Here is a 13615-nt window from a genome sequence, read left to right as displayed (position 1 = left end):
TCAAACTTAAGAGGGCTTTATTGTTAGTACAAGTTATGAGTCTGTTTTTGAAAGATATTCAATCATGCTTGCTGGTATAATCAATGAGAAAGTTCTATCTAGGTTCCTTAAAAGCAATGGACACAAGATTTGTCCATTTTTTTAAACATAATTTCTTGTTTCAGTATTTTTAAAATTATTTTGTAAACCTTTTTTCTTTGGATGTATTGTTTTAAAAAGAGGGTATAGACGTGTTGCCAACAGGCTTGTGAAAATAGCAAGCGCTATGTCAATGCCTACGGTACTAAACAATCCTGCAGCCAGTACATGTGACAAATTAGTGGGTTCGCCGAGCCATAGGTTTAATGCCAGATAAAGATAAGGGACCCCTATTGCATAAATAACCCCTGTTCCAATTAAGTTGGCGGCAATAAAATGTTTACGAGCAGGCTGCTCGAAGCGTTCAATAATGAATCCGATGACATACGCACCTACTGTAAAGCCTATTAAATATCCAAATGTCGGCTGCAATACGTATACAAGTCCTCCACCTTGAGTAAAGACTGGAACTCCAGCTAAACCAACGAGAAGATAGACCAATTGACTTTGTAACCCTCGCCTGCTTCCTAATAATGACCCCGCTAAAAACACCACGATAATTTGCAGTGTAAAAGGAACAACGGGTAGCGGAACTTTAATGAAAGCGCCTATTGCAGTCATTGCGGCAAATACGGCAACTAATGTAAGTGATAGAGTTCTGGATTTTTGCAAGTTAGTTACTCCTTTCTTTAATATCCTTTCGGTAGCATCTTTTAATAGAATCCATACTTAAAATTCTCGCTATTCATAGAAATAAGCATAGAAGAAAGAGTTTAAATATGTCAACCTACAAAAAATAAAGTTAACATAAGTGACAAGACATATTCTGCGCCCAATCTTCCAGTTGCAAAATAATGATCAGCAATCCAACTTTGCTATTCAGTCTTGTTCCCTAATTTTGGAATACCACCGATATATTCTAGGAAATTCTGCCTTCTTGAAAAATTGAATGAAAAATGTAAACTTATAATTATATAGGTTAACATTTATTTTGAATGGAAAAACTTTTAATTCATGTATTTTCAATTGGAGGAGGGTAATTGAATCCATGTACGATAGTGACTTATACAGCATCAGAATGAGAGCTGCACTAGACGGACCCCATGAAGATGGGGGAAAGCATATATCAGGAGGGGAACACCTTTCTACAAAAGCTGAGATGCAAATAAAAGCACTCGAACTTATGGATAAGGCCTATGCCCATTCACGAGGTGAACCAACTTTTTTTCAACTGACAATTGATAAGGTGGACGAGGATGTACAAGCTATCAAGCCGTTACCTGTCTCTACCTTCCATTCGACGGACGCCGCACAAGGGAGAAGAATAGCGTGCTCTCTCCTTGCTGATCAAGGAATATCCGAAGAAGTCATCAAAAAAGCTATGAATCTATTAGAAAGCAGCAATGAAACCAGCGGAGCTCTGATTATCAATGCAAAAACTGGAGAGCGTCTTGATGATAGGAAGGAAAAGGGCATTCGCGTTTCCCGCCTGGAATGGAAACAAGAGAATTTTGAAAAATGGTGTAAGCAAAAAGGGTTGGCAGCAAATCAACGGATGAAGGAGGCCCTGACTCTGGCAACAAAGGTTTGTGCCCACCCATTAACCATAGCAGAGCTGTGCTGGAGTGATGATCCTGATTATATTACAGGGTATGTGGCTAGTGGTGCAAAAGGATATCAGAGAATTACAAAGCTCAAGAAGTATGGTGAAGAAACAGGTGGACGGTTGTTTTTTGTCAAGGGGGGCCAGCCGATTGATTCGTACATTCACTATTTACAGAAGATACCGGTATTAATAGAAACGGAGGAGAATTATGAACTTAGTTGATAAAAGTAAAAAGTACTTGTGGCTGCCGTTTACACAAATGAAAGATTATAATGAAAACCCACTAATTATTGAAAGCGGAAAAGGAATAAAAGTAAAGGATATCAATGGAAAAGAATATTACGATGCCTTTTCTTCCGTATGGTTAAACGTACATGGACATCGTAAGAAAGAGTTAGATGAAGCTATCCGCGAACAATTAGATCAAATTGCACATTCCACTTTACTTGGAATGACGAATGTTCCCGCTACAAAACTGGCAGAAAAATTAGTGAAAATTGCGCCTGATTCCTTAAGCAGAGTCTTTTATTCGGACAGTGGGGCAGAAGCCGTTGAAATTGCTGTGAAGATGGCCTATCAATATTGGCAGAATATTGGTGAAACGAACAAACAGAAATTCATTTCGATAAAGAATGGATATCACGGGGATACAATAGGTGCAGTCAGTGTTGGTGCCATTGACATTTTTCATAAGGTCTATGGTCCTTTAATGTTTGAAGGGTTTAAAACCACGGTTCCTAATGTGTATCGATATCCTGCAGAGGATCCTGAAAAATGCCGTGATGAAGCTCTTGACTCTCTTGAATCATTATTAAAGGAGCATCATCAGGAAATTGCGGGGTTAACCGTTGAATCGATGGTCCAGGGTGCCGGTGGGATGATTGTTATGCCAGATGGTTATTTAACCGGCGTTCGGGAGCTGTGCACTAAATATAATGTTCTTATGATTATTGATGAAGTAGCTACCGGATTCGGGCGTACCGGGAAGATGTTTGCCTGCGAACATGAAGGTATTGAACCTGATCTCATGGCAGCAGGGAAAGGAATTACTGGGGGTTACCTGCCTATTGCGATTACATATACAACTGAAGAAATTTATGAGGCATTTTATGATGACTACACCAATCTGAAGACTTTTTTTCATGGCCATTCCTATACCGGCAATCAGCTTGGCTGTGCAGCAGCATTGGCCAACCTGAATTTATTTGAGAAGGAGCATACCCCTCAACAGGTAGCTGAAAAGTCTGAGTATTTACATGAGTTATTTGAAGAAATGTTGGACCTTCCTCATATTGGAGACATCCGTCAGCTTGGGTTTATGTGCGGAATTGAGCTTGTATACGACAAAAAAACAAAAGAACCTTTTCCGTTTGAAAGAAGAGCAGCCTATAAAGCATCATTAAAGATGCGGGAATTAGGTCTCTTAACAAGACCTACCGGAGATGTAGTCGTCTTTATGCCGCCTCTAGCGAGTACTGATGAAGATTTAAGGGAAATGGTTCAGATTATGAGAGAAGCTATTGATAGTGTTACAACAAAGGAGGCGCTTCAGGTTGCTGCGACAAACTCCTGATTGGCTTGCACAGGAAGTAGAAACGATGAAGAACCAGGGACTATACAGACAGCTTCGAGCCATCTCTCCCTCTCAGACTTCAGGGAAATCTTACGTAGATGGAATGAAGAGTATAGTAGCTTCTTCTAACAATTACTTAGGTTTAGCAGAAGATCAAAGACTGACCGATGAAGCTGTGAAGATTATGAAAGAGTATGGGATTGGAAGCACAGGCTCGAGACTGACCACAGGTAATACAATCTGGCACGAGAAGTTGGAGCAACGTATTGCTGAATTTAAAAAGGAAGAAGCTGCACTCGTCTTCTCAAGTGGATATCTTGCTAATATTGGGGTGATTTCCAGCCTGGCGGGGGAAGGGGATGTGATCTTAAGCGATCAGCTAAATCACGCAAGTATTATTGATGGGTGCAGGCTCAGCAAGGCAAAGACAAGTATTTACCGTCATATAAATATGGAAGATTTAAGAGAAAAATTAATGCATAGTCAGCACTATAGACGGAGGTTTATCGTAACAGATGGGGTTTTCAGTATGGATGGGGACATTGCTCCACTGCGTGAGATTAAAACCTTAGCAGACATGTATAACGCTTATGTCATTGTAGATGATGCTCATGCCACAGGGGTTTTAGGTGAAAACGGCAGAGGGACAGGTGATCACTTTGACGTAGCTGTAGACGTAACGATAGGAACATTTAGTAAATCCATCGGTACCGAAGGAGGGTTTGTCGCTGGGTCAAGGTCGCTGATTGACTATTTAAGGAATCGGGCAAGATCATACATTTTTCAAACAGCCCTTCCGCCGAGCATAATGGAAGCAACCATTAAGGCTATTGATATTATCGAAAGCAGCCCTCAGCTTCAGGTTCATTTGCAACACTTAATTCGCTCCATTCGAAATGAATTCCTCGATTATGGCTTTGATGTTAGAGGGGAGCAAACTCCTATTTTACCTGTTGTTATTGGGGATTCTGAACAAGCAATGGCTTTTTCTAAAGAACTCGAAAAAAATGGAGTATTTGCTCCAGCCATTCGGCCTCCAAGTGTACCGCAAAGAGAAAGTCGGATTCGAATGACGGTCATGGCAACATATATAGAAGAAGATATTCAGCAAATCTGTAAGGCCTTTTATAAGGTTGGAAAACAACTCGAGGTGATTTAATTGGCTCAAGGAATTTTTGTTACAGGTACGGATACAGAAATCGGAAAAACGTTTGTAGCAGCGGGAATAGCGGCGGCGTTGTCAGAAAAAGGGGTGGATGTCGGTGTTTTTAAGCCGATGTTAAGCGGTGACAAACGAGAAGATCCAGAAAGTGACACGATGATCTTAAAATCCATGTCTGGTGATCCTTCCCGACCATCGGATATCACCCCCTTTCAGTTCGATGAACCATTAGCACCCTATCTAGCTGCTAAACGTCAAAATATTTCAGTTAAACAATCAGATGTGATAAATTCCTGGAATCATATCAAACATCGCCATTCCTTTACTATTGTGGAAGGAGCGGGCGGCATTGCAGTACCTTACGGAGAAGACTTTCTCGTCAGTGACATTATGAAGCATATAAATCTCCCGGTGCTTGTAGTAGCCCGCCCCGATTTAGGTACAGTTAACCACACTTTTCTGACGGTGGACTATGCGCGTAGATGCGGATTAAATGTGATCGGTGTGGTCATAAATGGGTTTAACTCCACAAAAGCAGAAGTGGCTGAACATACCAATCCTGAACTGATCGAGCAATTCTGCAAGATACCGGTGCTCGGAATCATTCCGCAAACTGAAAAAAAAGATAAAAAGACGCTCGTGGAGTTATTCCAATCTAAAATGGACCTATCACTTTTTATTTAGCAGAAGTCGTGTGTTTAACTCTCATCCTGGTGATTATATCAATCACAGCAGAGATGATTTATGTTTAATTTCTGTGTAGGCGAAAACACTTTAAAAATAGGCGTTCACACAACCATTATTTATCCTTAACCATACAATATGAATTAATTGGCTAGTGAAGGAGACCAGGTAAAATGAGTTGTGGAAAAGGAAAAGACTTTGACGCTTGTATTTGTGAAACTGTTCGAAAGATTGTCCGGGCTCAAGATGAAGTTGCTGATGGTTGTTGTTCAGGGTGCGAGGAATCAGTTAGAGATTTAGTTTCACCATCATCAAATGATAATGGTCCAGCTACTACCATTCCATTTGCTCTTTATTGTAAAGGGGATTGTAAGCCATTTATCGGAAGCGGGATTTTCAAGAATCCGCTAGGTGAATCAGGCATGAACGCTTTACGTTGTGTGAAAACTCCTATCTTCCGGGCGAAAAAATTTGTGGATAAAGAGGAATGCTGTGTTCAGTTAGAATTACTCCTTCCCGTTACGATGGGAGGGTCGACCCCTGGCCCAAGTGGAAAAGGGAATCAAATCTGCGATTACTTCCCGGGTAATAGTATAAGAAATCTACAAGCGACCGGGATTTGTATAACGGTAGATTTGGATTGCTTCTGTGGTATTGTCTGTCTGGACCCTGTCACCCCTCTGCCTGCTTTTGAATTCAATGTAAATGACGAGGACACAGGAGGAAAAAAGAAAAAAAAGTAATGGCTCAGTGTAGTTCAACAAAAAGAGAACCCTAAACAAAGCCCGCTATGTTTAGGGTTCTCTTCTATTAATTGTGCTGAGGTTCTTTTAGGTGATGGTATTGTTGAATGGTAGCCTGAGCTGTCGCAAGTCGTGCGGCGGGTACACGGAAAGGAGAGCAGCTTACATAATCGATACCTGCGTCATAGCAAAATTGGATCGATTTTTTTTCTCCGCCATGCTCTCCGCAAATTCCTGTTTTTAAGGCAGGTTTTGTTTCTCTGCCCAGTTTAACACCTGTTTCTACAAGTTTCCCTACACCTTCTTGATCTAACGAAACAAATGGATTTCGCTCGAGGACGTCATTTTCAACATAATGCTGTAGGAATTTTCCTTCTGCATCGTCACGACTGAATCCAAAGGTAGTTTGCGTTAAATCGTTGGTTCCAAATGAGAAAAAGTCGGCTTCCTGAGCAATTTGATCGGCTGTGAGTGCAGCACGCGGAGTTTCGACCATGGTCCCAACGAGGTAATCAAATTTTTGATTTTTTTCTCCCTGGATCTCGTTACCGGCATTGATGACCAGCCGGCGCATTTCTTTAAGCTCATGTATATGGCTCACCAAAGGAATCATGATCTCAGGTTTAACATTGATTCCTTTGTTCATAACGTTGGACATGGCATAAAAGATAGCTTTTGCCTGCATTTCGTATATTTCCGGGTGAATCATTCCCAGTCGGCAGCCACGATGACCTAACATGGGGTTGGATTCTTCTAATAACCGCACTTTTCGTAATAGATTCTGCTTTTCTTGTAGTTCATTTTCATTCGAATTAGTGATTTGCAGTCTGGTTACGTCCACGAGCAGCTCTTCTTTATCCGGAAGAAACTCATGGAGGGGCGGGTCTAATAACCGAATGGTAATCGGATGTCCCTGCATCGTTTCAAATATTTGCTCAAAATCCTGCTGCTGCATCGGCAGGAGCTGATCGAGAGCATCTTTACGTTCATGATGTGTTTCAGCCAGGATCATATTTTGAACCGTTGGGATCCTGGATGAGTCCATAAACATATGTTCAGTGCGGCAAAGTCCAATCCCTCCGGCTCCAAATTCTAAAGCTTTCGCAGCATCGGCGGGATTATCTGCATTTGCTCTTACTCCCATTTTAGTCTCTTCATCTGCCCAACGAAGCAGTAATCGAAATTCATCCGAAAGCTGGGGTTCAATCATTGGTATTTCCCCGAGGAATAATTCACCTGTGGTACCATCAATCGTAATTGTGTCTCCATGGTTCACGGTCGTAGAGCCGACGTTAAATTGTTTGCTTTCTATATTTATCTTCAAAGGCTCACAGCCGCATATGCACGCTTTCCCCATTCCTCTGGCCACTACAGCTGCATGGCTTGTCATCCCTCCGCGGCTTGTAACAGTCGCCTGGGCAGCTACGATCCCGTGAATGTCATCAGGCGTTGTTTCAGGGCGCACAAGTATAACTTTTTTCCCGCTTTTTGAAAGCTCTTCGGCTTCATCCGCATCAAAGACGACTTGACCTGTAGCTGCGCCAGGGGAAGCGGGCAGTCCTTTAGCGAACTGCGTTTTTTTATGGTCAGGATCAATACGGTGATGCAGCAGCTGGTTAAGCTGATCAGGATCTACGCGTAAAAGAGCCTCTCGCTTACTCATAATGTCTTCTCTTACTAATTCCACAGCGATTCGAATAGCAGCCTGGGCGGTGCGTTTACCATTTCGTGTTTGAAGAATAAATAGTTTTCCACTTTCAACGGTAAATTCAATGTCCTGCATATCCTTATAATGATTTTCTAACAGCTGGCACGTTTCAACCAATTGCTGATAGACGTGCGGCATGTCTTCTTGAAGAGAGGCGATCGGCTGTGGTGTTCGAATGCCTGCTACCACATCTTCTCCCTGGGCGTTAATGAGATATTCGCCATAAAGCTTAGACTCGCCGGTCGATGGGTTGCGGGTAAAAGCAACTCCTGTACCAGAGTCATTCCCCATGTTACCAAATACCATGCTTTGAATATTTACAGCAGTACCTAAGTGTCCAGGTATTTGGTGAAGACGCCGGTACAACACAGCTCTTTGATTATTCCAGGAGTCAAAAACGGCATTGATCGTAAGGAACAACTGCTCCTTAGGGTCTTCAGGAAAACTTCGTTTCGCTTCATGAAACACAATATCTTTGAATTCTTTAATTACTTGCTTCCATTCCTCGGCTGTTATTTCTGTATCGGAATGATATCCTTTTTCTTCGCGGATATGTTCTAACCGATGTTCGAAATGATAGTTGTCGACATCCAGAACTACATCACTGAACATTTGAATAAACCTGCGGTAGGAATCATAAGCAAACCTCGGGTTATTTGTGAGTTCTGCCATTCCTTTAACGGTTTCATCATTCATCCCCAGATTTAAAACGGTATCCATCATTCCAGGCATGGAATGGACCGCGCCCGACCGAACGGACACGAGAAGCGGATTAGCAGGATTACCTAACTGTTTTCCGGTTTTTGTTTCAAGCGCTTTAAGGGCTTCCAGTACTTGAAATTCAGCTTCCGGCGGAATAACCTGACCTGCCTCGTAATAGGAATTACAAGCTGTGGTAGTTATCGTGAAACCATAAGGAACAGGTAAACCGATACGCGTCATTTCGGCTAAATTGGCACCTTTCCCACCTAAAAGCTCCTTTTTCCCCCCGCCGGATTGATCAAACATGAAAACAAATTTTTTATCCATTATGCAAAACTCCCCCTTTTGTTATACATCGCTAATATGACCTCAGCCGTCTCTTCAATTGCCTTATTGGAGACATCAATGATGGGACAGCCGATTTTTTTCATAATTTGTTCAGCATTTTCTAGTTCTTCAAGAATCCTGTCTAGTGAGGCATAATTCGCTGGAGTTGTTAACCCCAGACTTTTTAAGCGTTCTTTTCGGATACTGTTTAATTTTTCTGGTGTAATGATTAATCCAACACACTTTTTTCTAGGAATCGTAAAAAGCTCTTGAGGAGGCGGGATCTCTGGGATGAGAGGTACATTAGCTACTTTGAATTTCTTATTGGCTAAATACATGGAAAGAGGGGTCTTTGATGTTCTGGATACTCCTACGATGACGATGTCTGCTTGTTTTAACCCACGCACTTCCTGGCCATCATCATACTTTACAGCAAATTCAATGGCTTCTACACGTTTAAAATAGTTCTCATCCAGCTTTCTCATTAGTCTAGGTTGGTGGTTGGGTTCGATATTAAACTTTTGAGTGAACGCCTCCATCAGGGGGTGCATTAAGTCAACCGCCATAATCCCCTCTTCTTCTGCTCTTTGATCAAGGTATTGCTTTAAAGTCGGAAGGACGATGGTATAAGCAATAATGGAGTGACTATACTTCGACACAGTAATGACATTGTTAATATCCTGTTTGTTCTCCACATAGGAAAAGTGCTTAATTTCAACATTCTGTCCAAGAAATTGACTCGTCACAGCTTTAACCATCATGTCAGCTGTTTCCCCGACTGAATCAGATACGACATATACTGTTTCTTTTTTAGACACTATTAATCTCCTGTTCTTTTAAGTAATAGAACCTACCGTATAAACCGGCAGTTATAAGGATAAGTTCATAAAATATTTCTAAAACCACCTTTCTTTAAGAATTTGCTCTGTTAAATTAATATGACATACTATTTGATAAAAATAAAGTCTAATGTGTCATACTTTTTATTTGAATAGTATAGTATCACTATTTTGAAATGGTTACAACAGAAAGTTTAAACATGCTTATGATATTCAATATTATTAAGGTGAGAGGAGCAAGGGAGTAAAGGGATGTTAGATGTGAAGTTTAATATTTTGAATAAGAGCTGCAGCCTATTTAGGCAGCAGCTCTTATCATTTACATCCACATGATTTGCGAGTAATTAAAGAGGGAGGCAATTCTATGTGTTTCATATATTCTGGGTTATTAATTTTACTTAGTAATGCATCAAATGCGGTTTTCCCAATAGTATCCGGAGGCAAGACAATATTTGTAACTGGAGGGTCAATAATAGGTGCAGAAGCAAAATCTCCAAAGCCTATTAGAGAGATATCTTCAGGAATCTTAAGGGAAAATTCCTTGATTTGTGAGATGGCTCCTATCGTCATTAGATCATTCTGTACAAAGAGGGCGGTAATATCTTTGTGGCGTTTAAGTAATGATTTTACTGCAGCAGCTCCTCCTGCGACAGTAGCATGACCTAGTTCCATGTAGCTTTCATTGAAAGGCAGATTATATTGCTTTAAAGCCTCTTTATATCCTTTTATGCGGTCATCCGTCGTTGAAACGTTGGCTACTCCGTAAATCATTCCAATTTTATTGTGCCCGTGCTTTAATAGGTGAATAGTGGCATCATAACCAGTTTGATAGTTATCGCCGGTTACTTTTGCAGTATTTCTGACTATGTCGTGATGACGGTTAACAAGGACAATAGGAAAATTATCATCAGTAAAACGATTTAAATACTCAATGTCATTGGATGTAGGGGACAAAATGATGCCATCTACCATCCTGGAATGAAGGAGGTTGATCGTTTCTTCTTCATAGGACTGATCTTCATTGGTATTAACTAATAAAATGTTGTAGCCCATTTCCCGGGCCCTTTCTTCAACTCCATAAACCATTTGTGTAATAAAGCTGTCAGGAAAACTGGACACCACCATCCCGGCTGTTTTTGTCTTTTTTTGTCTGAGGTTTTTCGCAGTAGAGTTAGGAATGTAATTGTACTTATGAATAATATTCATGATTTTTTTATATTTATCCTCTGTGATTTTCTTCGTTCCATTAATAACATGAGAAACTGTGGCCACAGAAACTTCTGCTTCATTAGCGATATCTTTCATAGTAACTTTCATTGTTTGAACCCTCCAAGTAAAACCATTTACTCCGATCTCTCTATACTTGATTTTATCCGATCCTTTAAGTTTATTCAAACATCTTTATATGATTAATAACCAGTTTAATAAGAAAGTAATAACAAAAGATTCTGTCATTTATCATTGACATAAAAACGCTTGCATAGTATTATTTTAACCAAGTTAGTAAAACGATTAACCAAAAGGAGGAATCACATGGAATTCACAGCATCTGTCTCACAGGAAACGGTTGATTTGATTAAGGAGAAGGCTAAACTTTCACGATTAGAAACGATTAGGTTAATTTCCCTTGCGAAAAGCGGGCATTATGGTTCTTCATTTTCCAGTTCAGAAATCTTCGCAACACTTTATTATCATGTTATGAACTATGATGCAGAAAGGCCTCAGTGGAAGAGCAGGGACCGTTTTGTAATGGGTAAAGGACATTCTGCTGTGGGAATGTATCCTATTCTGGCTGATGTCGGGTTTTTTCCTAAAGATGAGCTTGATACATACACCCAGCTTGGCAGCGCATTCGGTGATCACCCGGATATGAACAAAATAAAGGGGATTGATTTTAGTTCAGGATCGATTGGCCATGGTTTATCAGTAGGTGTCGGCATGTCATTAGGAGCGCGGGTAGATAATGAAAAGTACAGAACCTATATTCTGATGGGGGATGGCGAGCTTCAGGAAGGACAAGTGTGGGAAGCGGCAATGAGTGCTGCTAATTTCAAGTTAGGAAATCTGGTAGCTATTGTTGACAACAACAAAGTAACTGTAGATGGAAATACAGAAGAGCTGATGAACATTGATCCTATTAGGGAAAAGTGGGAAAGTTTCGGATGGAATGTAGTGGATGTAGATGGCCATGATGTAGAAGCATTAGTTGAGATTTTTGAAAATCTACCATCCATAGATTCAGAGAAACCTACTGCTATCATCTGCGATACAGTGGCGGGCAAAGGTGTGTCATTTATGGAACATGGGTACGAATGGCACGTTGCGAATCTAGGTGAAGATGATATCAAACGCGCGATTGATGAAATCGAAGGAGGTAAATAAAATGAGTACAACAGCTTTTCACAAAGATACTTGGGAATTGTATAAAAGTCTTGAAATGTCCAAACAGCTTACGGCCGGTGAGACACTTACCAGGTTGGGAAAAGATCATCCGGAAATCGTGGCAATGTCTTCAGATCTCAGTAAGCCTACACGTCTTTGGGACTTCGGCAAAAAGTTCCCAGAACGTTTTTTCAACTTTGGCTTAGCTGAAAAGAATATGGTAACAGTAGCAGCCGGTCTGGCATCAACCGGAAAAACACCTTTTGTCTCTACGTATGCGTCTTTTCTTGGAGTATTGGCTGCTGAAAACATAAGAACAGCCGTTGCTTACCCGAACTTGAACGTACGGTTGATCGGTACCCATACCGGGATCGCAATGGGATTCTATGGATCTTCTCACCATGCTACTGAAGATATTTCCATAACAAGAGCGATGGCCAATTTGACTGTCATTTCTCCAGCAGATGGAGTGGCGCTTTCAGAAATGGTAGAAGAATCTGTTAAAACTTACGAGGGGCCTATTTACTTCCGGGTAAGCCGCGGTCGCGAGGAACCTGTTTATGAACGTAAGGAAAATGAAGTGCAGAATAAAATTGGAAAGGCTAATTTATTAAAGGAAGGCAGCGATTTAACGATCATCGCGTGTGGGATTGAAGTTAATGAAGCGTTAAAGGCATCTGAACAGTTGGCTGACCAGGGTATCGGTACAAGGGTCATTGATATGCATACGATTAAACCGATGGATACAGAAGCAGTCATAAATGCCGCTAAAGAAACGGGCGCCATTTTGACTGTTGAAGAGCATAATATTCAAGGAGGACTCGGAAGTGCTGTAGCTGAAGTTCTTATGGAATCTGAGGTTAACTGTAAATTTAAGCGCCATGGATTCTATGATGAGTATTCTTTGATTGGAAAACCTTATTACCTATATAAACACTATAAGCTGGATGGAGAAGGCATCGCCTCAATAGCAACTGAATTCTTAGGGTGAGACCAATATAAATTTAAATGAAGTAGAAACAGGAAGAGGGGAGAACATGAATTTCGAGGGACGAGTACTACTTATAACGGGAGCGGGGTCAGAAAAAGGTATTGGAAGAGAGACTGCAAGGCAAGTAAGTAAAAGAGGGGCTGCAGTGGTCTTAGCGGATATTGATGAAGAAGGACTGGCTTCCGCTCAGAAGGAAATTAGTCAATTGAACAATGGAAAGACGATGACTGTGAAATTGGATGTAACAGATAAGAGAGCCAGCCAACAAGTAGTTGAAGATATTATTGACAAGTTTGGGCACATAGACATCCTTGTCAATAATGCGGGAATTTCCCGTCCCACAAGTGTAGTGGATATTGCTGAAGAGGAGTGGGACATGGTTTTTAATATCAATATGAAAGGTACTTTTTTCTTGACTCAGGCGGTTCTTCCATTCATGCAGGAAGCTAAGTATGGACGTATCATAAATTTAAGCTCTGTATCTGGCAAGCGAGGTGGAGGGATTTTTGGTGGTTCTCACTATTCTGCTGCTAAAGCTGCAGTGACGGGTTTCACCAAGGCTGTAGCAAGAGAGATGGCTCCGTTTGGTATCACATGCAATACTGTAGCACCAGGATTGATTGGAGGGACTAATATTACAGAAGGTAAGATGACTTCAGAAAAAGAAATATCTATAATAGAAGGAATTCCAGCTAGAAGAGTTGGTGTAGTTGAAGATGTTGCTTATTCTATTGCGTTCTTAGCTTCTGAAGGCGCAAGCTATATTACGGGAGAAGAGCTTGATATTAACGGCGGATCTCATATCGATTAATCTTTCTTA

At 41.0% G+C, this 13615-nt stretch carries 12 protein-coding genes; 8 read left to right on the top strand and 4 right to left on the bottom strand.

Annotation, left to right across the window (positions count from 1 at the left end; all coding sequences use genetic code 11):
* Positions 1 to 141: 141 nt before the first annotated feature.
* A complete protein-coding gene (locus tag ACGTNH_RS18000) occupies positions 142 to 699 on the bottom strand; it encodes a biotin transporter BioY (protein ID WP_394588535.1) in 558 nt (185 codons plus the stop codon).
* Between the two features lie 427 nt (positions 700 to 1126).
* Here ACGTNH_RS18000 and ACGTNH_RS17995 point away from each other — a divergent pair, with 427 nt between their 5' ends.
* The 5 genes from ACGTNH_RS17995 (at position 1127) to ACGTNH_RS17975 (ending at position 5846) form a co-directional block, all read left to right on the top strand.
* Positions 1127 to 1906, top strand: a complete 780-nt coding sequence (locus tag ACGTNH_RS17995; RefSeq protein WP_394588316.1) for a 6-carboxyhexanoate--CoA ligase — start codon at positions 1127 to 1129, stop codon at positions 1904 to 1906.
* The gene (gene bioA / locus ACGTNH_RS17990) at positions 1893 to 3257 is read left to right on the top strand and encodes an adenosylmethionine--8-amino-7-oxononanoate transaminase (protein WP_394588315.1); all 1365 of its coding nucleotides are present in this window, start codon (positions 1893 to 1895) and stop codon (positions 3255 to 3257) included. The genes ACGTNH_RS17995 and bioA overlap by 14 nt, the downstream gene beginning before the upstream one ends.
* 25 nt (positions 3258 to 3282) lie before the next feature.
* Complete coding sequence (gene bioF / locus ACGTNH_RS17985) at positions 3283 to 4416, top strand: 8-amino-7-oxononanoate synthase (RefSeq protein ID WP_394588534.1); 1134 nt, start codon at positions 3283 to 3285, stop codon at positions 4414 to 4416.
* The gene (gene bioD / locus ACGTNH_RS17980) at positions 4417 to 5103 is read left to right on the top strand and encodes a dethiobiotin synthase (RefSeq protein WP_394588314.1); all 687 of its coding nucleotides are present in this window, start codon (positions 4417 to 4419) and stop codon (positions 5101 to 5103) included.
* A gap of 173 nt (positions 5104 to 5276) precedes the next feature.
* Positions 5277 to 5846 (top strand): CotY/CotZ family spore coat protein, encoded by a 570-nt coding sequence (locus tag ACGTNH_RS17975; protein ID WP_394588313.1) that lies wholly within the window; start codon positions 5277 to 5279, stop codon positions 5844 to 5846.
* Between the two features lie 67 nt (positions 5847 to 5913).
* On the opposite strand, the gene ppdK is transcribed toward ACGTNH_RS17975, so the two are convergent.
* The 3 genes from ppdK to ACGTNH_RS17960 form a co-directional block, all read right to left on the bottom strand.
* Positions 5914 to 8583, bottom strand: coding sequence for a pyruvate, phosphate dikinase (gene ppdK, locus ACGTNH_RS17970; RefSeq protein WP_394588312.1), 2670 nt, complete (start codon positions 8581 to 8583; stop codon positions 5914 to 5916).
* Positions 8583 to 9401, bottom strand: a complete 819-nt coding sequence (locus ACGTNH_RS17965; RefSeq protein ID WP_394588311.1) for a pyruvate, water dikinase regulatory protein — start codon at positions 9399 to 9401, stop codon at positions 8583 to 8585. Before ACGTNH_RS17965 ends, ppdK begins: the two co-directional genes overlap by 1 nt.
* Positions 9402 to 9737: 336 nt before the next feature.
* A complete protein-coding gene (locus ACGTNH_RS17960; RefSeq protein WP_394588310.1) occupies positions 9738 to 10739 on the bottom strand; it encodes a LacI family DNA-binding transcriptional regulator in 1002 nt (333 codons plus the stop codon).
* Positions 10740 to 10955: 216 nt separating this feature from the next.
* Here ACGTNH_RS17960 and ACGTNH_RS17955 point away from each other — a divergent pair, with 216 nt between their 5' ends.
* The 3 genes from ACGTNH_RS17955 to ACGTNH_RS17945 are packed head-to-tail and all read left to right on the top strand — an operon-like array spanning position 10956 to position 13606.
* Positions 10956 to 11804: a transketolase gene (locus ACGTNH_RS17955; protein ID WP_394588309.1), complete on the top strand. Its 849-nt coding sequence runs from the start codon at positions 10956 to 10958 to the stop codon at positions 11802 to 11804.
* A 1-nt stretch (position 11805) separates the two neighbouring features.
* Positions 11806 to 12795, top strand: a complete 990-nt coding sequence (locus ACGTNH_RS17950; RefSeq protein WP_394588308.1) for a transketolase family protein — start codon at positions 11806 to 11808, stop codon at positions 12793 to 12795.
* Positions 12796 to 12841: 46 nt separating this feature from the next.
* Positions 12842 to 13606 carry an SDR family NAD(P)-dependent oxidoreductase gene (locus ACGTNH_RS17945; RefSeq protein WP_394588307.1) on the top strand — a complete coding sequence of 255 codons (765 nt, stop codon included), beginning with the start codon at positions 12842 to 12844 and terminating at the stop codon, positions 13604 to 13606.
* The last annotated feature ends 9 nt before the right edge of the window (positions 13607 to 13615 follow it).

Source organism: Halobacillus sp. B23F22_1 (genome assembly GCF_043497005.1).
Classification (GTDB): Bacteria; Bacillota; Bacilli; order Bacillales; family Halobacillaceae; genus Halobacillus_A.
This window is presented reverse-complemented; position numbering and strand designations above follow the sequence as displayed.